At 64.6% G+C, this 19,887-nt stretch carries 22 protein-coding genes; 12 read left to right on the forward strand and 10 right to left on the reverse strand.

Translation table 11 applies throughout. The features are described 5' to 3' along the window. Positions 1–12: 12 nt before the first annotated feature. From CKW13_RS15380 to CKW13_RS15390, 3 genes are read right to left on the reverse strand one after another with little or no spacing between them, the layout of a single operon-like run. Positions 13–186, reverse strand: coding sequence for a DUF3094 family protein (locus CKW13_RS15380; RefSeq protein WP_095109474.1), 174 nt, complete (start codon positions 184–186; stop codon positions 13–15). 48 nt (positions 187–234) lie between these two features. Beyond that, the gene (locus CKW13_RS15385; RefSeq protein ID WP_095109475.1) at positions 235–762 is read right to left on the reverse strand and encodes an MOSC domain-containing protein; all 528 of its coding nucleotides are present in this window, start codon (positions 760–762) and stop codon (positions 235–237) included. Further along, positions 762–1,388, reverse strand: a complete 627-nt coding sequence (locus CKW13_RS15390; protein ID WP_095109476.1) for a DUF1780 domain-containing protein — start codon at positions 1,386–1,388, stop codon at positions 762–764. The genes CKW13_RS15385 and CKW13_RS15390 overlap by 1 nt, the downstream gene beginning before the upstream one ends. Positions 1,389–1,603: 215 nt before the next feature. On the opposite strand from CKW13_RS15390, the gene CKW13_RS15395 reads away from it, so the two are divergent. The 3 genes from CKW13_RS15395 to CKW13_RS15405 all read left to right on the forward strand — a co-directional run bounded on the left by CKW13_RS15395 (position 1,604) and on the right by CKW13_RS15405 (position 5,627). Further along, positions 1,604–2,944, forward strand: a complete 1,341-nt coding sequence (locus CKW13_RS15395; RefSeq protein ID WP_095109477.1) for an aromatic acid/H+ symport family MFS transporter — start codon at positions 1,604–1,606, stop codon at positions 2,942–2,944. A gap of 103 nt (positions 2,945–3,047) precedes the next feature. Next, complete coding sequence (locus tag CKW13_RS15400) at positions 3,048–4,259, forward strand: benzoate/H(+) symporter BenE family transporter (protein WP_095109478.1); 1,212 nt, start codon at positions 3,048–3,050, stop codon at positions 4,257–4,259. A gap of 99 nt (positions 4,260–4,358) precedes the next feature. Further along, a complete protein-coding gene (locus CKW13_RS15405) occupies positions 4,359–5,627 on the forward strand; it encodes an OprD family porin (RefSeq protein WP_095109479.1) in 1,269 nt (422 codons plus the stop codon). Positions 5,628–5,688: 61 nt separating this feature from the next. On the opposite strand, the gene CKW13_RS15410 is transcribed toward CKW13_RS15405, so the two are convergent. Further along, positions 5,689–5,898, reverse strand: a complete 210-nt coding sequence (locus tag CKW13_RS15410) for a DUF2790 domain-containing protein (protein WP_095109480.1) — start codon at positions 5,896–5,898, stop codon at positions 5,689–5,691. Positions 5,899–6,019: 121 nt separating this feature from the next. On the opposite strand from CKW13_RS15410, the gene CKW13_RS15415 reads away from it, so the two are divergent. The 4 genes from CKW13_RS15415 (at position 6,020) to CKW13_RS15430 (ending at position 8,455) form a co-directional block, all read left to right on the forward strand. Further along, a complete protein-coding gene (locus tag CKW13_RS15415; RefSeq protein WP_095109481.1) occupies positions 6,020–6,952 on the forward strand; it encodes a LysR family transcriptional regulator in 933 nt (310 codons plus the stop codon). A 60-nt stretch (positions 6,953–7,012) separates the two neighbouring features. Further along, the gene (locus tag CKW13_RS15420; protein WP_095109482.1) at positions 7,013–7,480 is read left to right on the forward strand and encodes an FAD/FMN-containing dehydrogenase; all 468 of its coding nucleotides are present in this window, start codon (positions 7,013–7,015) and stop codon (positions 7,478–7,480) included. Further along, on the forward strand, positions 7,477–8,175 hold the full coding sequence (locus CKW13_RS15425; RefSeq protein ID WP_095109483.1) for an energy-coupling factor ABC transporter permease: 699 nt from the start codon (positions 7,477–7,479) through the stop codon (positions 8,173–8,175). The genes CKW13_RS15420 and CKW13_RS15425 overlap by 4 nt, the downstream gene beginning before the upstream one ends. A 64-nt stretch (positions 8,176–8,239) precedes the next feature. Beyond that, entirely contained in the window at positions 8,240–8,455 is a 216-nt protein-coding gene (locus CKW13_RS15430) for a hypothetical protein (protein ID WP_095109484.1), read from the forward strand. A gap of 58 nt (positions 8,456–8,513) precedes the next feature. Here the strand turns inward: CKW13_RS15430 and yacG are convergent, their stop codons facing one another. Genes yacG through CKW13_RS15450 form a run of 4 tightly spaced genes read right to left on the reverse strand, consistent with a single transcriptional unit; the run spans position 8,514 to position 11,417 of the window. Beyond that, positions 8,514–8,717 carry a DNA gyrase inhibitor YacG gene (yacG, locus tag CKW13_RS15435; protein WP_095109485.1) on the reverse strand — a complete coding sequence of 68 codons (204 nt, stop codon included), beginning with the start codon at positions 8,715–8,717 and terminating at the stop codon, positions 8,514–8,516. After that, positions 8,714–9,337 (reverse strand): dephospho-CoA kinase, encoded by a 624-nt coding sequence (gene coaE / locus CKW13_RS15440; RefSeq protein ID WP_095109486.1) that lies wholly within the window; start codon positions 9,335–9,337, stop codon positions 8,714–8,716. The genes yacG and coaE overlap by 4 nt, the downstream gene beginning before the upstream one ends. Then, on the reverse strand, positions 9,337–10,206 hold the full coding sequence (locus CKW13_RS15445) for an A24 family peptidase (RefSeq protein ID WP_095109487.1): 870 nt from the start codon (positions 10,204–10,206) through the stop codon (positions 9,337–9,339). Before CKW13_RS15445 ends, coaE begins: the two co-directional genes overlap by 1 nt. Before the next feature lie 2 nt (positions 10,207–10,208). Next, complete coding sequence (locus tag CKW13_RS15450; protein ID WP_095109488.1) at positions 10,209–11,417, reverse strand: type II secretion system F family protein; 1,209 nt, start codon at positions 11,415–11,417, stop codon at positions 10,209–10,211. Between the two features lie 229 nt (positions 11,418–11,646). Here CKW13_RS15450 and CKW13_RS15455 point away from each other — a divergent pair, with 229 nt between their 5' ends. The 5 genes from CKW13_RS15455 to CKW13_RS15475 all read left to right on the forward strand — a co-directional run bounded on the left by CKW13_RS15455 (position 11,647) and on the right by CKW13_RS15475 (position 16,866). Further along, positions 11,647–12,063: a pilin gene (locus CKW13_RS15455; protein WP_095109489.1), complete on the forward strand. Its 417-nt coding sequence runs from the start codon at positions 11,647–11,649 to the stop codon at positions 12,061–12,063. A gap of 204 nt (positions 12,064–12,267) precedes the next feature. Next, positions 12,268–12,615: a BON domain-containing protein gene (locus CKW13_RS15460; protein ID WP_095109490.1), complete on the forward strand. Its 348-nt coding sequence runs from the start codon at positions 12,268–12,270 to the stop codon at positions 12,613–12,615. 240 nt (positions 12,616–12,855) lie between these two features. Next, positions 12,856–13,359: a sigma-70 family RNA polymerase sigma factor gene (locus CKW13_RS15465; protein ID WP_371856235.1), complete on the forward strand. Its 504-nt coding sequence runs from the start codon at positions 12,856–12,858 to the stop codon at positions 13,357–13,359. Next, positions 13,356–14,318 (forward strand): FecR domain-containing protein, encoded by a 963-nt coding sequence (locus CKW13_RS15470; RefSeq protein ID WP_095109492.1) that lies wholly within the window; start codon positions 13,356–13,358, stop codon positions 14,316–14,318. Before CKW13_RS15465 ends, CKW13_RS15470 begins: the two co-directional genes overlap by 4 nt. 94 nt (positions 14,319–14,412) lie before the next feature. Then, positions 14,413–16,866, forward strand: a complete 2,454-nt coding sequence (locus CKW13_RS15475; RefSeq protein ID WP_095109493.1) for a TonB-dependent siderophore receptor — start codon at positions 14,413–14,415, stop codon at positions 16,864–16,866. Positions 16,867–16,990: 124 nt separating this feature from the next. Here the strand turns inward: CKW13_RS15475 and cueR are convergent, their stop codons facing one another. Continuing rightward, positions 16,991–17,392, reverse strand: a complete 402-nt coding sequence (gene cueR / locus CKW13_RS15480) for a Cu(I)-responsive transcriptional regulator (RefSeq protein ID WP_095109494.1) — start codon at positions 17,390–17,392, stop codon at positions 16,991–16,993. Then, the gene (locus CKW13_RS15485; protein WP_095109495.1) at positions 17,389–19,785 is read right to left on the reverse strand and encodes a heavy metal translocating P-type ATPase; all 2,397 of its coding nucleotides are present in this window, start codon (positions 19,783–19,785) and stop codon (positions 17,389–17,391) included. Before CKW13_RS15485 ends, cueR begins: the two co-directional genes overlap by 4 nt. Positions 19,786–19,887 lie beyond the last annotated feature (102 nt).

The raw sequence follows: 19,887 nt of genomic DNA on the forward strand, positions 1-19,887 counted from the left end.
GCGCCAGGCAGCTCATAGCGTCAGGTAACTCAAGAGGCGGCTCAGCAACCCGAGCGCGATCACCGTCACCAGCACCACCGCCAGCAGCAGCCACGGCCGAAAAGGGCGGCGCTCCACGCGGTTCTGGGACAGTTGCAGGTACTGTTCGACATGCTTTTGGTCGTCGGGGTTCAGGCGGCTGGTCATAAAGGCCTCGTCGGTAGACGTTGCTGAATGAAAGGGCGGTACAACGGTTTATCCGGGGTTGAAGGGAGCATAGCCCGTCTCGGACAGCGGCTCGACGCACAGTGGGTCATCGACGCGGATGATGCCGCTGTGGATCACCCGGGCAGTGATTCCGCCATGGCCGCGTACTGCTTGAAAGGTGCCCAGGCCCAGGCGTTGCTCCAGGCGTGCGCAGGGCTGGCACCAGCCCGTAGTCTCGAAAATCGCCTGGCCGATGCGAAAGCGCCGGCCCTTGAGGCTGAACAGGTTGATACCGCTGATGACCAGGTTGCGCCGCAGGTCCTGGGCCTGGACGGGCTGCTGCGGTGCCCGGCCGAGCAAGGCGCTGATAACGGCCAGATGCTCCCACTGGATCAACGTCACCTGCCGTGCGTTGCGCGGGCCTGGCCGGGCATGATCGCCCGTCAGCCCCGCTTCGCGGCGGGCTTCGACGGCCTCCAGTTCGACCATGGCCCCGCGTGATTCGGGGCGCACGCCAATCCAACGCACCCGGCCCTGCTGCGGTACGTGGGCAATCAGCTCTTGCAAGGGGCTCATCACAGGCTGATCCCGACATCGAACACGATGCTGCGCCCCAGGTTGTTGCGCAAAAAGTCCGGCGCGTCGGGGTGGGCGAACAGCACGCGGGCGAACGTGGGGCCCACCAGCGATAGCGAACGCCAGCCCTGGCGCAGGTATTCGGTGGGCGGCGGGAAGTGGCTGTTGAGGTCCAGCACTTCGCGCTTGAGGCTGGCGAAGGCGATGATGTCCAGTTCGCCCAGGTCCATGCCGCGCTCTTTATAGTTGTGGGCTTTTTTGCGCAGGGTCGGCGCCAGCCGCAGCAGGAAGTCGTTGGCCGGGATGCGTCGGGGCTTGGCTTCTCGGCGCACCAATTGGCTCAGGGAGAACGCCGTGCGCCGGCGCTGCAACTCGTCGCGCCATTCATCGTTGAGGCGCCGGCCCTCGTCTAGGACGAAAAACACCTCGAAATTGGCATCGCGAAACAGCACGTCCGGCGGTTCGCCCGCGGGGCTGAATTCTTCGAGGCGATAGGGGATGTTCAACCCCTGCAAAAGCCGCTGGCACACCCAGCGTTCACGCTCCCATTTGCGGGCGTTGGACAAAAAGGCGTTGGCCTGCTCGGCCGCGATGGTCAGCAGGCGTAGGTAATCTGAGTCATCCATCGCCCCAGCTTAGCGCCCAAATGGGCTTTTGAAGACCCCCCATTTTCCTGGCGCCGGCCGCAAACAGGCGAAACACCCCTGCACAAAACGGATAGCGATCTGCACAAAGCGGATATTGCAGGGCGCAGGGCCTGCCTACCCTGCGATGGCCTGCCTATAAAAACGAGGGCGTTCTCGCCCATCGTTTACAAAAACAACAACAAGAGACAGATGCCATGCGCAAAATCGACGTTCATGAGGTTATCGACAAAGCTCGGTTCAACCGCTTCCACTGGATGGTGCTGTTCTGGTGTGCCTTGATTATCATTTTCGACGGCTACGACCTGGTGATTTACGGCGTGGTCCTGCCGGTACTGATGAAAGAGTGGGGCCTCACCCCCCTGGAGGCTGGGGCGCTGGGCAGTTATGCGTTGTTTGGCATGATGTTCGGGGCGCTGTTTTTTGGGCCGTTGTCCGACAAGATCGGGCGTAAGAAAGCCATCACCATTTGCGTCATCCTTTTTAGCGGCTTCACCGTGCTCAACGGTTTTGCCCGCAACCCCACGGAATTCGGCATCTGCCGCTTCATTGCCGGGCTCGGCATTGGCGGGGTGATGCCCAATGTGGTGGCGCTGATGAACGAGTACGCGCCGAAGAAAATCCGCAGCACCCTGGTGGCCATCATGTTCAGTGGCTATTCAGTGGGCGGCATGTTGTCGGCGGGCCTGGGCATTGTGCTGATCCCCAGTTTCGGCTGGCAGTCGGTGTTCTACGTGGCGGTGCTGCCGCTGCTGATGCTGCCGCTGATTATGTATTTCCTGCCGGAATCGGTGGGTTTCATGCTGCGCCAGGGCCGCAACGAAGAAGCGCGCAAGGTGCTGGAGCGGGTCGACCCGGGCTACGTCGCGCAAAGCAGCGACCAACTGCACATGAGCGAAGTCAAAGGCACCGGCACCCCGGTGTTGCAGTTGTTCCGCGAAGGCCGCGCCGTGCGCACGCTGATGCTGTGGGTGGCGTTTTTCTGCTGCCTGCTGATGGTTTACGCCTTGAGTTCCTGGCTGCCGAAACTGATGGCCAACGCCGGCTACAGCCTGGGTTCGAGCCTGTCGTTCCTGTTGGTGCTCAACTTCGGCGCGATCTTCGGCGCGGTGGGCGGTGGCGTGCTGGGCGACAAGCTCAACCTGCCGCGGGTGCTGGCGGTGTTCTTCGCCGTGGCCGCCATCTCCATCACCTTGCTGGGCTTCAAGAGCCCGACGCCGGTGCTGTACCTGCTGATCGCCATTGCCGGGGCCACCACCATCGGTTCGCAGATTCTGCTGTACGCCTGCGCCGCGCAGTTCTACTCCATGGCCATTCGTTCCACGGGGCTTGGCTGGGCTTCCGGGATTGGCCGCAACGGCGCTATCGTCGGGCCACTACTGGGCGGGGCGTTGTTGGGCATCAGCCTGCCGCTGCAACTGAATTTCATGGCCTTTGCCGTACCGGGCGCGATTGCGGCGGTGGCGATGACCCTGTTTGCCATCAGCAGCCAACGTTCCACCCGCGCCACTGCGGCCCTGACGCCCACCCGCGCCTGAGCCGGTGCGACACGGCGCAGTGCCGTGTCGCCCACGTTCGATAGAACAAGAGCACCCGGGCCCTGTGCCACGGGTTGCCAGATGAGTCTTGCGGTGAGGTGCCATGAAAGCGTTTTTCCATGACTTTTCCCTGTCTGCGGCAGTGGCCGGGTTTATCGCCACGGTGATTTCCTATGCCGGGCCCTTGGTGATTATTTTCCAGGCTGCCGAAAGCGCGCAGATGCCCCGGGAGCTGCTGTCGTCCTGGGTTTGGGCGATTTCCATCGGCAGCGCCGTGTTGGGCATCGGCCTGAGCCTGCGCTACCGGGTGCCGGTGATTATTGCCTGGTCGGCGCCGGGTTCGGCGCTGCTGGTGGCGTTGCTGCCGGGGATTTCCATGGAAGAGGCCGTGGGCGCCTACCTGGTCAGTAGCCTGATTATTTTCGCAGTGGGCATTTGCGGGGCCTTCGACCGGATCATCAGCAAACTGCCCAGCGCCATTGCGGCGGCGATGCTGGCGGGGATTCTGTTCAGGTTCGGCACCGGCCTGTTCGTGTCCTTGCAGGGCAAGCCGTTGCTGGTGCTGGCGATGTTCGTCACCTACCTGGTGTGCAAGCGCCTGCTGCCGCGCTATGCGGTGCTGATGGTGTTGTTGGTGGGTTGCGCTATCACGTTTGCCGCCGGCGATTTGCACCGTGAAGCCCTGGTCATTGGCCTGGCGACGCCGGTGTGGGTCACCCCGCAATTTAGCCTCAGCGCGACCCTTAATATCGCCTTGCCCCTGGTGATGGTGGCGCTGACCGGGCAGTTTGTGCCCGGCATGGCGGTGCTGCGCGCCAGCGGCTACAACACCCCGGCCAGCCCGATCATCGCCAGCAGTGCCCTGGGCACCGCGTTGCTGGCGCCGTTTGGTTGCCACGGGTTGAACCTGGCCGCCATCACCGCGGCCATCTGCACTGGCCGTGAGGCCCACGAAGACCCAAGCAAGCGCTACGTTGCCGGGGTGGTGGGCGGGCTGTTCTACCTGGTGCTGGGGATTTTTGGCGCCACCTTGGTTTCGCTGTTTTCGGCCTTTCCCAAGGAGCTGATCGCAGCGCTGGCGGGGCTGGCGTTGTTCGCCGCCATCGGCGGCGCCCTGGCCGGCGCCATGGCGGTGCCCAACGACCGCGAAGCGGCGCTGGTGACCTTCCTCACCACGGCCTCGGGTATGTCGCTGTTCGGTTTGTCCGCCGCATTCTGGGGCCTGATCTTCGGCATTGCCGCCCATGTCCTGCTCAACGCCCGGCGGCCCGCGCCGGTCGTGGCCGCCCCCGGCGAGGTGGCGCGCCGCCCCTGATTCACGCCTGATTTTCCACCCCGTTCCCATGCCCTCGGCCGCCCGGGCGCTGCCGCGTTCGTGTGCCACCTGTCGATCAATAACAATAAGAGCCAAACGATGAAACAGACCTTCCAGAGCACCCCTTGCGTCCTGTCCCTGGCTATCGGCCTGGGCTGCTCCACCTCCGTGCTGGCCGCCGACAGCGGCTTTATCGAGGACACCACGGCGACCTTGCAGGCGCGTAACTACTACTTCAGCCGCGACTTTTCCGACATCGTCGGCGCCAATCAGCAGTCCAAGGCCGAGGAGTGGGCCCAGGGTTTTATCCTCAACGTTAAATCGGGCTACACCCAGGGCACCGTCGGTTTTGGCCTGGACGTGATCGGCTTGCTGGGGCTTAAGCTCGACAGCAGCCCCGATCGGGTCAACACCGGGTTGTTGCCGGTGCAGGACGACGGCCGCGCGGCGGATGACTACAGCCGCCTCGCCGGGGCGTTGAAAGTGCGCTTCTCCAAGACAGAACTGCGCATCGGCGAATTGCAGCCCAACCTGCCGGTGCTGGCCTTCAGTGATATCCGCCTGCTTCCCCCGAGTTATCAGGGGGCCAGCGTCACGTCCGGCGAAATCAACGGCTTGACCTTGCAGGGTGGCCATTTGAAATCCACCAGCCTGCGCAACGAGGCGGGCGACGACAAGATGCAAGCCATGCTCGGCCACGTGCCGCAACGCCAGGTCAGCAGCGACGGCTTCAACTTTGCCGGGGCCGACTATGTGTTCAACGACAAACGCACCTCGGCCAGCGCTTGGTTCGGCCAGTTGGAAGACATCTACCACCAGCGCTTTTTGGGCCTCAAGCACAGCGAACCGATGGGCGACTGGACCCTGGGGGCCAACCTAGGCTTTTACGATTCGCGCGAAGACGGCAAAAAACTACTGGGCAACATCGACAACCAGGCGTTTTTCTCCCTGCTGTCGGCCAAGCGCGGCGGCCACACCTTTTACGTCGGCTACCAGGGGATGTTCGGCGACAGCGCGTTCCCGCGGGTGTTCGCCAACGTCACCCCCCTGGGCAACGAAGTGCCCACCTATGAATTTGCCTACACCGACGAACGCTCCTGGCAGGTGCGCCACGACTACGATTTCGCCGCCCTGGGCGTGCCCGGCCTGACCAGCACCGTGCGTTACATTTCCGGTAACAACGTCGACACCGGCAAGGGGTTCGAGGGCAAGGACCGCGAGCGCGACCTGGACCTGGGCTACGTGATCCAGAGCGGCACCCTCAAAGGCCTGGGCATGCGCGTGCGCAACGTGATGGCGCGTTCCAACTACCGCAGCGATATCGACGAAAACCGCCTGACCCTCAGCTACACCTGGACCCTGCTGTGACCGGCGCCGGGGCGGCCAACCTGGCGTTGGCCTGGCGCGGCGCCAATCGGTTGCGGCGGGCTTAGGCCGGGCCGCCGCAATCGCCCATCACCATATAAGTGACGCTATGGGTTTGCCCTTGGTGGTCGATATAGACCATGGTGGCCGGTACCACGTCGCAGACGTTGGGGATATCGCTGATAGACACGACTTTGGCGACGTCCAGGGTGGGTTCGCCGGCCAGGGCGCCGGTGGCGACAAGGGCGAGGAACAGACTGAGCAGGGTTTTCATGGTGGCCTCTTGTATATGTGAGCTGATGTGTACAGTTTAGCCCTCGCGGCTGTAGGAAAAAGCCGCGTTCGCCTGATGCAGCCTTACATCAAACGCAACAGTCACAGGCCCCGGAGGCTTTATGGATGTACTCAATAGCCTGCGGGTGTTCGTGCAGGTGGTCGATAGCGGCAGCTTTACGGCTGCGGCACAGGCCCTGGATCTTTCGACCGCGCAGGTCTCGCGCCTGGTGGCGGACCTGGAGCAGCACGTGCAGGCGCGCCTGCTGCAACGCACCACCCGGCGCCTGGGCCTGACTGACGCCGGCGAGCGCTTTTTGCTGCGCGGGCGGCAGATCCTCGAAGAAATGCAAGTGGCCACCGCCGAAGCCCGTGGCGCCCACCTCAAGCCCAGCGGGCGCTTGCGCGTGCATACCCTGCACGGCCTCGGCATGCTGATAACCCCGCTGATCGCCCGCTACTGCGAGCTGTACCCGGACGTGGTGTTCGAACTGAGCCTGTCCCAGCGCAACCCCGACCCGTTGGAAGAAGGCCACGACGTGGTGATTTCCATCGCCCAGGAACTGGCCGATTCCCAGTTCGTCGCCCAGGTCATCGGGCAGATCTACAGCGCGCCGTTCGCCTCGCCCGCGTATCTGCAGCGCCACGGTGTGCCGGCCAGCCCGGCGGCGCTGAACGAGCACCGCTGCTTGCGCTTGCTCGACCCGATGTACAGCGACCAATGGCAGTTTCACGATGCGGAGGGCGAGCAGGGCGTCCTGCCGGGGCCGACCTTCCAAAGCAACGTCGCTGAATCCATGGTCAACGCCTCGGAGGCGGGCATGGGCGTGAGCCTGGTGCCGTTCTACGCCGCCACCCGCCCGCTCAGTGAAGGCCGCTTGCTGCGTTTGCTGCCCGCCTATCGCCTGCGCGAGCGCAACGTCTACGCGCTGTACCCGTCGCGGCGCTTTCTCGACGCCAAGGTGCGCACCTGGGTGGACTTTCTCCAGGCTGAGCTGCCCCAAGTCTTCGCCGCGCACGAAGCGGTGATGAACGACCCGCGACACTGGGCTTGACGCTCGCGCTGCGGGGCGGGTGTAGACTGGCGGCTCGTTTATCCAGGCAAGGAGTCGGCAGTGAAATTTTTCCCGGTGGTGATCTTGAGCCTCATGCCCCTGTGGGCGCAGGCGTTGGAAGTGGGCGAGAAACTGGCGCCCTGGACCCTGCTCGACCAGTTCGACCAGAGCTACAGCCTCAACGACCAGACCCGCACCCTGCTGGTGGCGCGCACCATGGACGGCGCCAAACTGGTCAAAGCCGTGCTGCTGGACCAGCCCAAGGGCTACCTCGAAGCCCGCGACGCGGTGTTCGTCGCCAATATCGAACCGATGCCCAAGTTGATCGCGCGGATGTTCGCCATCCCCGCCATGCGCGATTACCCGTATCGGGTCATGCTCGACCGTGATGGCCAGGTAGTGGCGGCATACCCGGGCGCGGCGGACAAAGTGCTGTGGCTGCAACTGGACCACGGCCAGGTGCAGCAGGTGCGCGAATTCGATAACGCCGCCAGCCTGCGCGAGGCGCTGGAGAAGCCGCTGCCATGATCGGCGCCGAACTGCTGTCGGGCACCAGCCTGCTGGTCGGTTGGCTGATTTACCTGCCGGTACTGGCCTGGGCCCTGCTGCGTTCGCCGTGGGTCGAGTTGTTCAGCGACACCCGCCGCCAGCACCTGCTGTTCGGCACGGTGTTCGCACTGTTCTTGCTGTGGCTGATGCGCCGCGACTTCGACACCGGCGTGTCCTACCACTTTATCGGCATGACTGTGGTCACCCTGCTGCTGGACTGGCCGTTGGCCATAGTCGGCGGCCTGGTGGCGCAAATCGGCCTGGCCCTGCTGGGGCGCCAGGACTGGGTGGCACTGGGGGTCAACGGCAGCCTGTTGATCCTGTTGCCGGTGCTGGTCACCGAATGCTGCGCTTTGCTGGTGGAACGGGCGCAGCCGCGCAACCCCTTCGTGTACATTTTTTGTTCAGGTTTCTTCGCGGCGGCGCTGGCCGCCTTGTTGTGCCTGCTGGCCACGCTGGGGCTGTTGTGGGTTGACGGCGTGTTCGCCATGCCTGAGTGGCTGGAGGATTTTGTCGGCTACCTGTGGCTGATTATTTTCCCGGAGGCCTTTATCAACGGCATGTTGGTCAGCGCCCTGGTGGTGTTTTGCCCCGAATGGCTGGAAACCTTCAACCGCACACGCTACCTCTCGGCGCCCTGGAACGACGACGACCAACGGCGCCCGCGAGGTTGATCCACGTCAAGGACGGCCCGGGGGCCGCGTCGCATGCTCTGGGAAATTTCTCAGGAGCAGCGTCATGAGCGTTTATGAATGGGCACGGCAGGAACTGCGGCAAAGTCTCGATTGCGCACAAGAGGTGGGTTTTGACCCGGGCCTGAGCCTACGCGCCTTACTCAGTGCGGTGGTGCAACAGAGCAAGGGCGTGCGCAGCCTGGAAGACTTGGCCGATGAACTGCAGTTCTTGGCCGAAAACCTGGACGACGGCCAGGATTACGGTTTTATGCGGCCTTAGGGCTGGCACCCCTGAGCCGGTGGGAGCCGGCGGGCCCGCTCCCACAGGGGCCGCAGCCTTAGTGCGCGCGCGGCGGCAGGTCGTCGCTGAACAGGTCGTCTTCGGCGTCCGGGGCGACCGGGATCTTGTGTTCTTCGGCCGCCCAGGCGCCGAGGTCGATCAGTTTGCAGCGGTCTGAACAAAAGGGCCGGTTGGCATTGCTGGCGTTCCATTCCACGGGCGCGCCGCAGGTTGGGCATTCGACGGTCAAGGGTTGGCTCATGACTGGCCTCCACGCAAGGTTAGGTAAAAGTGATGCAACCGCTCGACTTCACTGTGCAGCCAGGCGAGGTCGCGGTCGTTGACCAGCACGTCATCGGCATGACGCAGGCGTTCTTCGCGGCTGGCCTGGGCCTTGAGAATCGCCTGCACCTGTTCTTCGCTGGTTTGGTCGCGCAGCAGGGTACGCGCAATTTGCAGGGGCTGCGGCGCATCCACCACCAGCACCCGCTGGGTTATCGCCCGCTGCCCGGCCTCGATCAACAGCGGCGACACCAAAATGGCGTAGGGCGATGTGGCGCTGGCCAGGTTGTCGGCGATTTCCCGGGCGATCAGCGGGTGTAGCAATGCCTCCAGCCAACGCCGCTCCTGGGGCTCCTGAAAAATCAGCGCACGCAACGCGCCGCGGTCGAGTTGGCCGTCGGCTTGGAGCACGCCGGGGCCGAAATGCTCGGCGATCTGCGCCAGGGCCGGGCGCCCCGGTTCCACCACCCAGCGCGAAGCGTGATCGGCGTCCACCACGTGCACGCCCAATTCGATAAACCGCTGGGCCGCCGCGCTTTTGCCGCTGCCGATGCCGCCGGTCAGGCCCAGGACCCAGGGTGTGTTTACAGAGGTATTCATCAGTAACCGACAAACTGCCAATAGAAGTCGGCCATTTGACCACCCCAGAGCAAGGCAATCCAGCCGGCAATCGCCAGATACGGGCCAAACGGAATGGGCGTGGTGCTTTGCGCACGCCGCAGGCGCAGCCAGATCAGCCCCAGCACGGCGCCCACCAGGGACGACAGCAGGATCGTTAAAGGCAGCACCTGCCAGCCGCCCCAGGCGCCGAGCAGGGCCAGCAGTTTGAAATCACCCTGGCCGATGCCGTCCTTGCCGGTCAGTAATTTGAACAGCCAATACACCGACCACAGGCTCAGGTAACCGGCCACCGCACCCCACAGCGCGTCGCCCAGGGGCACGAACAGGCCGAAGCTGTTGACGATCAACCCCAGCCACAGCAGCGGCAGCACCAGCACGTCCGGCAGCAATTGGTGCTCGGCGTCGATCAGGCTCAAGGCCAGCAAGCCCCAGGACAGCACCAGCAACGCGGCGCAGGCCCAGCCCGGGCCCAGGTGCCAGGCGACAAAAGCCGAGAGCACGCCGCAGGCCAGTTCCACCAGCGGGTAGCGGGGGCTGATGGGGTGTTGGCAGTCGGCGCAGCGGCCGCGCAGCAGCAGGTAGCCGAGCAGCGGAATGTTGTGCCACGGCCGCACCGGTCGGGCGCAATGGGGGCAATGGGAGTGGGGCAGCAGCAGGTTGAAGGTGGGGCCGGGTGGTTCGGCGGGCAGTGCCAGTGCTTCAAGGGCCTGGGCGCGCCAGTCGCGTTCGAGCATCGTGGGCAGGCGCCAGGCCAGCACATTCAGGAAACTGCCGACCACCAGCCCCAGCACCAGGGCCAGGGTGGCGAACGCTACGGGGTGGGCGGCGAGGAAATCACTCAAGGGCATGTTCAGATCGCTGTGCCGAGTTGGAAAACGGGAAGGTACATGGCAACCACCAGGCCGCCGACGATCACCCCCAGAACCGCCATGATGAACGGTTCCAGCAGGCTGGTCAGGTTATCGACCCAGTGATCGACTTCATCCTCGTAGAAGGTCGCGATTTTTTCCAGCATCAGCTCCAGGGTGCCGGATTCTTCGCCAATGGCCGTCATCTGGATCGCCATCGGCGTGAATAACCCGCAGTGGCCCATGGCGACATGCAATTGGGTGCCGCTGGCCACCGCTGCGCTCACCTCGCGCACGGTGTCGCTGAAGCGGCGGCTGCCCATGGCCCCGGCCACCGAGTTCAGCGCCTGCACCAGCGGCACCCCGGCGGCGAAGGTGGTGGCCAGCGTGCGGGCGTAACGTGCCAGGGCGGACTTATAGAGCAAAGTGCCCACCAGCGGCAGGCGTAGCAGGCAGCGGTCCAGGGCATCGCGGCACCACGCCGAGCGCCGCAGGCCCTGGCGCAGTGCGGCAGCGGCCGCCACGGCTACGGTGAACAACACTGCCCACCAGGCCTGGAGAAACTCGGCCAAAGCAATCACCAGCAAGGTGAATGCCGGCAGCTGCGCGCCAAAACCGCTGAACAGGCTCTGGAATTGCGGCACCACCTTGATAAGCAGAATCGTGCTGACGATCACCGCGACCACCACCACTGCCAGCGGATAGGTCAGGGCTTTTTTCACCCTGGTCTTGAGCCGCTCGCTTTTTTCCTGATAGGTGGCGACGCGGTCGAGCAGGGTATCGAGGGCGCCGGCCTGCTCCCCGGCGTCGATCAGGTTGCAGTAGAGCGTGTCGAAGTACCGCGGCTGGTTGCGCAGCGCCGTGGCCAGGCTGCTGCCGGCGGCGATGTCCTGTTTGAGCTGGCGCGCCAGTGGGCCCAACTGCGCCTCGGCACCGCCTTGGGCCATCAGCTCCAGCGCCTGCAATAGCGGCACGCCGGCCTTGGCCAGGGTGGCCAGTTGGCGGGTGAAGCGGGCCATGTCCATGGCGTTGATCCGGTGGCGCGGGGCGAACAGCGGCGCGGTTTTTTTGCGCACCCGGTGCGCCGTAATGCCCTGCTGGCGCAAGCGGGCCTTGACCAGCGGCAGGTCGGCGGCGCTGAGTTCGCCGGTTTTACGCAGGCCCTGGCGGTCGATGCCTTCCCAGGTGAATACGGAGGTTTTCGTGCTCATCCTTGAGTCCTTGGGTCGCCCTGACGAAGTGCCTAAGCCTAGCCGCCAGCATGGGCCCGGCACATGGCAGGGCGGTGACGGAAAAGGGCAGGTTGGGCGCGGATTTGCCAGGGGGCAAAACGCCAGCCCGGGCCGAACGCCCCGTAGCGGTGGGGCTGTAGCCTTGGCACAAGCTATGCACCGTGGGCTTCCCGGTCACATGACCTTACGCAAAACCAGGAGTTGGCCCATGCCTCGCCAGAAAGGATTCTCCCTGCTCGAACTGCTGATCGTGGTCGCGATCATCGGCATTCTGACCACCGTGGCCTTGCCGCTGTATTCCAAATACCAGGCCAGGGCCACGGTTACCGCTGCCCTGGCCGAGGTCGCGGCACTGAAAGTGCCCTTTGAAGACCTGATAAACCAAGGCACCGACCCCACGCTGGCGCTGATTGGCGGCCGCCCCAGCACCGCCAACTGCACCCTGGACGCTTCCGGCTCCGCAGCCACCGGGGCGGGGGCCATCACCTGTACCCTGGCCAATGCCCCGGCGCCGGCTCTGGGCGAAACCGTCACCCTGAGCCGTACCCAGGCCGAAGGCTGGAGCTGCGCCACCAGTGTGCCAGCCGATTACGCGCCCAAAGGTTGCGGCGCCAGCAGTACCTGATGGCAGAAGCCGCAACTTGCACGCAAGAAACCTCGCGGTCATGCAAATTGCATGACCGTGGTTTTTTGTGTTTTTTATAACGTGTTGATTAATAAGGGATTATTTGCTGTGCAAAAGTTGGCACAGCCCCTGCAATAACCCTGTTAACCCTGACGCCACACAGCTCTACGGCGCAGACCTTCTAGAAAAACAGGAGTTACTCGTATGAAGAAGTTCGCTATCGCTGCCGCAACTGCTACCGCACTGACCCTGACCATGGCCAACGTGGCTTTCGCCCAAACCTCCCAGGCACCAATGACCCTGGCGGCCGGTGAAGTGACCAAGGCGAAAGAAACCACTACCGACACTTGGATCACCACCAAGGTCAAGGCTGACCTGCTGACCGAAAAAGGCATTCCAGGCACCGATATCAAAGTCGAAACCAACAAAGGCGTGGTTTCCCTGTCTTCCGAAGTGGCGGTAACCGACGCTCAGAAGGACATCGCAGTAGCCATCACCAAGAAAATCAAAGGCGTTAAAGCGGTATCGGCTGACGGCCTGAAATCCGAGTAACACGCAAGCTTCTCGCTTGGACCGGGAGAAGGGGAGCGATCGGCGATCCAGTATTACGTCATCGCTCCCGAGTGGTTCACGCGCAAGGCCATAGGGATATGGCCACTGAAGGCCCCGGCAGTTTCTGCCGGGGCCTTTTTCATTGGATTGGCGGCCGCCAGGCTGATGGCGAATTGCTGTAACGCTGCCCATCTCTATAGAATGAGAACTATTCATATTTATGCCGTGGGATCTATGCCCGTGTCCGCCCCTTCCAATAAGCTCGGTTTCTTCTTCAGTGACCATCACCGCTGGCTCTTGCAGCATGTGCAACGGCACCTGCGCAACCACGCCGATGCCGAGGACACGGCGGCGGAAACCTTCTGCCAGGTGCTGGCCTCGCGCATCGACCCGGAGCAGATCCTGCAGCCTCGGGCGTACCTGTCGACCATCGCCCGGCGCCTGATTTTCGACCGCCACCGGCGCCGCCAACTGGAAATCGCCTACCTGGAGCGCCTCGCCGCGTTGCCCGAGCAATTGTCGCCCTCGCCGCAAGAACAGGCCTTGCTGATCGAAGCCTTGAGTGCCATTGACCGTGCTCTGGCGGGGTTGCCCGCGATTGTGAAAAGCGCCTTCCTCTACAGCCAACTCGACGGTTTGAGCTACGTGGCGATCGCCCGACGTTTGGGCGTGTCCGAGCGCACGGTCAGCCGTTATATGAAGCAGGCCCTGCGCCAGGTGTACCTGGCCGAGGTGGCGCCGTGAGCCGCGCCGCCCTGGACCGGGCGGGCGAGCAGGCCATCGATTGGATGGTGCGCCTGCGCAGCGGCCAGGCCGACCCGCAATTGCAGGCCGGTTTGGCCGCGTGGTTGGCCCGCGACCCGGCCAATGCCCAGGCCTGGGAGCATTTGCAGCTGCGCCTGGGCGGCGCCTACGACACCTTGCGCAGCCTGGAGCCACGCGCCCCCGGCCAGGCGCGGGAAGTGCTGCTGCAACCGGGCACGTCGCGGCGCCAGGTGCTGCGCGGCCTCGCCGGGTTCGGCGTGCTGGCGGGGGGCCTGTGGCTGGGGGCGCAGAGCACACCCGGGCAGATGTTACTGGCGGACAAACGCACCGGCACCGGCGAGCGCCGCCAGTTCAGCCTGGCCGATGGCAGCCAGTTAAGCCTCAACGCCAACAGCGCCGTGGATGTGCGTTTCGAGGCCGGCCAGCGCTTGCTGTACCTGCGCGCCGGCGAGTTGATCGTGCAAGTGGCCCCGGACCCCAACCGCCCGTTTCGCGTGCGCACCGCCCAAGGCGAAATCCGCGCCCTGGGCACCCGTTTCCTGGTGCGCCAAGAGGCCGAGGCCACCCGCGTGGTGGTGCTGGAACACGCGGTGCGCGCCAGCCTCGCGGACGGCACCTCGCGGGATGTGCAGCAAGGCCAGGCTGCGTTGCTCCACGCCGGGCGGATCGAGGCGTTGAGTAGCGACGAAAGCCACCGCGGCGATTGGCTGCAAGGGCGCCTGAGTGTGCTCGACGAGCCGCTGCTGGCGGTGGTCGATGCGTTGCGCCCGTACCGGCGCGGCATCATTCGCGTGGCCCCCCAGATCCGCCAGTTGCGGGTGCAGGGTGTGTTCCCCCTCGACGAGCCGGACCGCGCGCTGACCGCGTTGGCCGAAACCCTGCCGATTACGGTCGAGCACTACGGCCCGTGGCTGACCTTGCTCGGCCCGCGGCGTTGAAACTATTTTTGTGAACTCTTCTCATTCGTGTCCGGTTTTCATTTCTCGGCCCACCTATCTCCTGATATCGCCCACTTAAATTCAGGAGAACGCCGTGTACACACCCTGGCCCCGTGCCCTCGCTGTGGCTATTGCCCTGGCTGCCGCCAACCCGTCGCTGATGGCTATCGCCGCCCCTGAGGCGGCGCAGCAGGTGCTGCATTTCGACCTGCCGGCCGCGAGCCTGGCACGCACCCTCAACGCCATCACCAGCCAGAGCGGCCAGGTGATTTCCCTGCCCTCGGCCCTGGTGGCCGACAAACGGGCCGCCGCGCTGCGCGGCGACATGACTGTCGTGCAGGCCCTGCAACAGGCCTTGGCCGGCACGGGCCTGGAGTTGCGCATCACCGACAGCGGCAACTTCAGCGTACAGCCCCAGGCCCAAGGCGGTAGCGCCCTGGAGCTGGGCGCCACCACCGTCAACGCCCAGGCCTTGAGCGCCACCAGCGAGGGCACCCAGTCTTACGCGGCCCGCGCCGTGACCATTGGCAAAGGCACCCAGACCCTCAAGGAGATCCCCCAGTCGGTCACGGTGATGACCCGCAAACAAATGGACGACCAAGGCCTGGTGGACCTGCGCGATGCGGCCAACCAGACCACTGGCGTAGTCGGTGTGCAAGGCGTGGGCAAAGGCATGGTGCTGTCGGCGCGGGGCTTTCAGATCGATCTATGGCAATACGATGGCGTGGCCATCCCGCGCAACACCTACGCCCTGGGCAACTGGGGCATCCAGGATTTGATTTTCTTCGACCGCATGGAAATCCTGCGCGGCGCCGCCGGCCTGCTCCAGGGCACCGGCAGCCCGGGTGGCGCGGTGAACCTGGTGCGCAAGCGCGGCCAGGCTGCGCCCACCGTGGCGCTGACCGCCAAGGCCGGCAGTTGGGACCACTACGGCCTGCAGCTGGACGCGGGCGGGCCGCTCAACGCCGAGGGCACGGTGCGCGGGCGGTTTGTCGCCGACGAAGACCAGAGCCAATCGTTCATCGACTACGAACACAGCAAAACTCATTCGCTGTATGGCGCCCTGGATTTCGACCTTACTCCCGACACCACCCTGGGCGTGGGCATGAGCTACACCGACGACGACTCGCGGCCGATGATTCGCGGCTTGCCCCGTTACGCCAACGGCTCGCCGCTCAAGGTGCCGCGCTCGACCTACACCGGCGCGCGCTGGAACCAGGCCGATATCGAGCAGAGCACGGTCTACGCCGACCTGGAGCACCGCTTCAACGACGACTGGAAACTCAAGGTCGCGGCGGTGGGCATGAAGGAAACCAATTCGTCCAAGCAGCAACGTATCCAGAGCGCCGGCAATGGCCTTGAGCCCGATGGCAGCGGCGTGGAGTACGCCGACTGGATCACCGATTTCGACTCCACCAAGTTGGGCCTGGACCTGTTCGTCAACGGCCGGTTCGAGGCGTTTTCCCTGGCCCAGGAAATCACCTTGGGCGGCAACTACTCCAAGCTCACCTCCGATGACATGTGGGCACGCCAGTTCGAGGACCGTGGCACGATTTTCGACATCGACCACAACCGCCCCGAGCCCAGCTACGACGAGATCATGAGCAAGAACGGCGGGCGCAGCAGCTTCAGCGAATACGACATCCGCCAGAAAGGCATGTATGGCAGTTGGCGGGTCAAGTTGGCCGAACCGCTGACCGCCGTGGTCGGTGCCCGCGTGAGCGAGTACGACTACAGCTACAAAGACACCGTGTACCGCGCCACCTTCCCCGGCAGTGCGGCGCAGGCCAGCGCCATGACCGAAACCGGCGAAGTCACGCCGTACCTGGGCCTGGTTTATGACCTGAGCCGCGAGTGGGCGGTGTACGCCAGCTACACCGACGTGTTCGAGCCGCAGAGCGTGCGCTCCACCGATGGCGCGGTGCTCAAGCCGATCATCGGCAGCAACTATGAGTTGGGCCTCAAGGGCGAGTTGCTGGACGGGCGGGTCAACACCTCGCTGGCGGTGTTCCGCTACGACCACAAGAACCGCGCCGTGACCGACATGGCCGGCGGGCGTGAATGCGACGGTTGGTATTGCTCGGCGGCGTCCGGGAAAGTGCGCAGCCAGGGTGTGGAAGCGGAAATCAGCGGCGAAGTGTTCAGCGGCCTGCAACTGTTTGCCGGTTATACCTTCAATACCACCAAGTTCCTCGAAGATCCCGACAAGAAAGGCCAGGTATTCAGCCCCTGGACGCCCAAGCATATGCTGCGGGTGTGGAGCGACTACCAGTTGCCGGGTGACTTGAGCCGCGTCAGTGCGGGCCTGGGCTTTACCAGCCAGAGCCACACCCTGGGCGATGAGCGCACCTACAAAATCCCCGGCTACACGGTGTGGAATGCGCGCCTGGCCTACCAGGCCACCCCGCAAATCGGCCTGGCGGTCAACGCCAACAACCTGTTCGACAAGCGCTACATCATCTCCGGGTACAGCCAACTGGACGGCAACAACAACTTCGGCGACCCACGCAACCTGATGTTCAGCGTCAAGTACACGCCGCAGTTCTGATGGCGGCGTTGGGCGAGCCTGCCGCAAGGGGCTTGCCCGCGCTGGCGGGCTGCCTGATGCACCGTTATCGCGGGCAAGCCCGCTCCCACAGACCGGCCTCTACAGGGTGATTTTGGTCTGCCAGTCAGGCGCAGCAGGGGCCGCTGGCCAGTTCCTTGAGGATCGGGCAGTCGGGGCGGTCGTCGCCCTGGCAGTGCTCCACCAGGTCCTGCAAGGTGTCGCGCAATTGCCCCAGTTCGCGGATTTTCAGCTCCAGCTCCAGAATATGCTGGCGCGCGAGCGCCTTCACGTCGGCGCTGGCCCGTTGCCGGTCCTGCCACAGGGTCAGCAACTTGCCGACTTCTTCCAGGGAAAACCCCAGATCCCGCGAGCGCTTGATAAACGCCAACGAGTGCAGGTCGTCGCTGCTGTACAGGCGATAGCCGCTGTCGCTGCGCTGTGCGGGTTTGAGCAGGCCGATGGACTCGTAGTAGCGAATCATTTTGGCGCTCAGACCGCTTTGGCGGGCTGCTTGGCCGATGTTCATTCTGCTTTCTCCAGGTCTTTGGGTTTCCAGGTTTTGAGCAGCAGGGCGTTGCTCACCACGCTGACGCTCGACAGCGCCATCGCCGCGCCGGCCAGTACCGGGTTGAGCAGGCCAAACGCGGCCAGCGGAATGCCCACCAGGTTATAGATGAAGGCCCAGAACAGGTTCTGGCGGATTTTCGCGTAGGTCTTGCGGCTGATTTCCAGGGCCGCGGGTACCAGGCGTGGGTCGCCGCGCATCAGGGTGATGCCGGCCGCTTGCATGGCCACGTCCGTGCCGCCGCCCATGGCGATGCCGATATCGGCCGCCGCCAGCGCCGGGGCGTCGTTGATACCGTCGCCGACCATCGCCACGACGCCGGTTTTTTTCAGGTGCGCCACGGTGGCGGCTTTGTCGGCGGGCAGCACTTCGGCGTGCACGTCGCGGATGCCCAGGGCCTCGGCCACCACTTTGGCGCTGCCACGGTTGTCACCGGTAAGCAAATGACTGCTGATGCCTTGTGCGGTCAGTTCGCGCACGGCCAGCAGGGCGCCGGGCTTGAGGGTGTCGCCAAAGGCGAACAGGCCCAGTACACGGGGTTGCGGGCTCTGTTCGATCAGCCAGGACAGGGTGCGGCCTTCGGTTTCCCAGTCTTGCGCCAGGGCGTTGAGCGCGCCTTGGTCCAGGCCGCTTTCCACCAGCATGCGGCGGTTGCCCAGGGCCAATTGGCGGCCATCGAGGGTGCCGGCGATGCCGCGCCCGGTCAGGGATTGGCTGGCGCTGACATCGGCCACCGGCAATTGACGTTCGTCACAGGCGTCGAGCACGGCTTTGGCCAAGGGGTGTTCGCTGCCGCGTTGCAGGGCGCCGGCCAGTTGCAGCAGGGTGTTTTCATCACCGTCCAGGGCTTGCAGGTGGGCGATCTGCGGTTTGCCGGAGGTCAGGGTGCCGGTTTTGTCGAAGACCACGGCGCTGACTTCGTGGGCCCGCTCCAGGGCTTCGGCGTCTTTAATCAGGATGCCGTGGTGCGCGGCCACGCCGGTACCGGCCATGATCGCGGTGGGCGTGGCCAGGCCCAGGGCACACGGGCAGGCGATCACCAACACGGCGACGGCGTTAATCACTGCCACTTCCAGCGGCGCGCCGTACCACCACCAGCCAATCAGGGTGGCGAGGGCGATCAGCAGCACCACGGGGACGAACACCTGGCTGACTTTATCCACCAGTTTCTGGATGGGTGCCTTGCCGGCCTGGGCGTCTTCGACCAGGCGAATGATCCGTGCCAGCACGGTTTCGGCGCCCAGGGCCTGGGTGCGCACCAGCAAGCGGCCTTCGCCATTGATGGCGCCGCCGGTGACTTTGTCGCCCGGTTGCTTGGGCACGGGCAGGCTTTCGCCGCTGATAAGGGCTTCGTCGGCGTGGCTTTGGCCTTCGACCACTTCACCGTCCACGGGGAAGCGCTCGCCGGGCTTGACCAGCACCAGGTCATCCAGGCGCAGGGCGCTGATGGCCACGTCCTGCTCGCGGCCGTCGATCACCTGGATCGCCCGCTCCGGGCGCAAGGCTTCGAGGGCGCGGATGGCGCTGGCGGTCTGGCGTTTGGCGCGGCTTTCCAGGTATTTGCCCACCAGGATCAGGGCGATCACCACGGCGGAGGCTTCAAAGTACAGGTGCGGCATGTGCCCGGCGGGGGCCACGGCCCATTCGTAAATACTCAGGCCATACCCGGCGCTGGTGCCCAGGGCCACCAGCAGGTCCATGTTGCCGGCACCGGCGCGCACGGCTTTGAACGCGGCGACGTAAAAACGCGCGCCGAGGATGAATTGCACCGGGGTGGCCAGGGCGAATTGCGCCCACGCCGGGAGCATCCAGTGCAGACCGAAGGGTTGCACCACCATTGGCAGCACCAGCGGCAGCGCCAGGAGCACGGCGATAATCACCGCCCAGCGCTCGCGGCGCAGGCGTTGTTCCTGGTCGTTGGCGGGTGGTTGGTCGGCCTGCCAGAGGCTGGCGGTGTAACCGGCGCGGGTCACGGCGTCGATCAGCACGCCAGGCTCGACGTGGCCGAGCAATTGCACATGGGCACGCTCGTTGGCCAGGTTGACGCTGACGCTGCTCACCCCCGCGACCTTGCCCAGCGCCCGCTCGACACGGCCGGCGCAGGAGGCGCAGGTCATGCCGCCGATGTTCAGTTCCACGCTTTGGCTGGGCACGCTGTAGCCGGCCTGCTGCACGGCTTCGAGCAGGGCCGGCAGGCTGTCGCCCGGCGCTTGGACGCGGGCTTGTTCGGTGGCCAAGTTGACACTCACGGCACTGGCGCCGGGCACCTTGCTCAACGCCCGCTCGACACGCCCCGCGCAACTGGCGCAGGTCATGCCGGCAATCGGCAGATCGAAGGTAATAGATTCGGACATGGGTGCTACTCCCTGTAGAAATGGCCTACAGGATCAACCTTGCCATGCGGGGAAGGTCAAGGGGCAATAAATGTGGGAGGGATCTGGCATCTATAAGTGGCA

The organism is Pseudomonas sp. Irchel 3E20 (assembly GCF_900187645.1).
GTDB lineage: Bacteria > Pseudomonadota > Gammaproteobacteria > Pseudomonadales > Pseudomonadaceae > Aquipseudomonas.

Coding starts and splice junctions, on each gene's coding strand:
- CKW13_RS15380 (WP_095109474.1), bottom strand. CDS start 186: ATGACCAGCCGCCTGAACCCCGACGACCAAAAGCATGTCGAACAGTAC.
- CKW13_RS15385 (WP_095109475.1), bottom strand. CDS start 762: ATGAGCCCCTTGCAAGAGCTGATTGCCCACGTACCGCAGCAGGGCCGG.
- CKW13_RS15390 (WP_095109476.1), bottom strand. CDS start 1,388: ATGGATGACTCAGATTACCTACGCCTGCTGACCATCGCGGCCGAGCAG.
- CKW13_RS15395 (WP_095109477.1), top strand. CDS start 1,604: ATGCGCAAAATCGACGTTCATGAGGTTATCGACAAAGCTCGGTTCAAC.
- CKW13_RS15400 (WP_095109478.1), top strand. CDS start 3,048: ATGAAAGCGTTTTTCCATGACTTTTCCCTGTCTGCGGCAGTGGCCGGG.
- CKW13_RS15405 (WP_095109479.1), top strand. CDS start 4,359: ATGAAACAGACCTTCCAGAGCACCCCTTGCGTCCTGTCCCTGGCTATC.
- CKW13_RS15410 (WP_095109480.1), bottom strand. CDS start 5,898: ATGAAAACCCTGCTCAGTCTGTTCCTCGCCCTTGTCGCCACCGGCGCC.
- CKW13_RS15415 (WP_095109481.1), top strand. CDS start 6,020: ATGGATGTACTCAATAGCCTGCGGGTGTTCGTGCAGGTGGTCGATAGC.
- CKW13_RS15425 (WP_095109483.1), top strand. CDS start 7,477: ATGATCGGCGCCGAACTGCTGTCGGGCACCAGCCTGCTGGTCGGTTGG.
- CKW13_RS15430 (WP_095109484.1), top strand. CDS start 8,240: ATGAGCGTTTATGAATGGGCACGGCAGGAACTGCGGCAAAGTCTCGAT.
- yacG (WP_095109485.1), bottom strand. CDS start 8,717: ATGAGCCAACCCTTGACCGTCGAATGCCCAACCTGCGGCGCGCCCGTG.
- coaE (WP_095109486.1), bottom strand. CDS start 9,337: ATGAATACCTCTGTAAACACACCCTGGGTCCTGGGCCTGACCGGCGGC.
- CKW13_RS15445 (WP_095109487.1), bottom strand. CDS start 10,206: ATGCCCTTGAGTGATTTCCTCGCCGCCCACCCCGTAGCGTTCGCCACC.
- CKW13_RS15450 (WP_095109488.1), bottom strand. CDS start 11,417: ATGAGCACGAAAACCTCCGTATTCACCTGGGAAGGCATCGACCGCCAG.
- CKW13_RS15455 (WP_095109489.1), top strand. CDS start 11,647: ATGCCTCGCCAGAAAGGATTCTCCCTGCTCGAACTGCTGATCGTGGTC.
- CKW13_RS15460 (WP_095109490.1), top strand. CDS start 12,268: ATGAAGAAGTTCGCTATCGCTGCCGCAACTGCTACCGCACTGACCCTG.
- cueR (WP_095109494.1), bottom strand. CDS start 17,392: ATGAACATCGGCCAAGCAGCCCGCCAAAGCGGTCTGAGCGCCAAAATG.
- CKW13_RS15485 (WP_095109495.1), bottom strand. CDS start 19,785: ATGTCCGAATCTATTACCTTCGATCTGCCGATTGCCGGCATGACCTGC.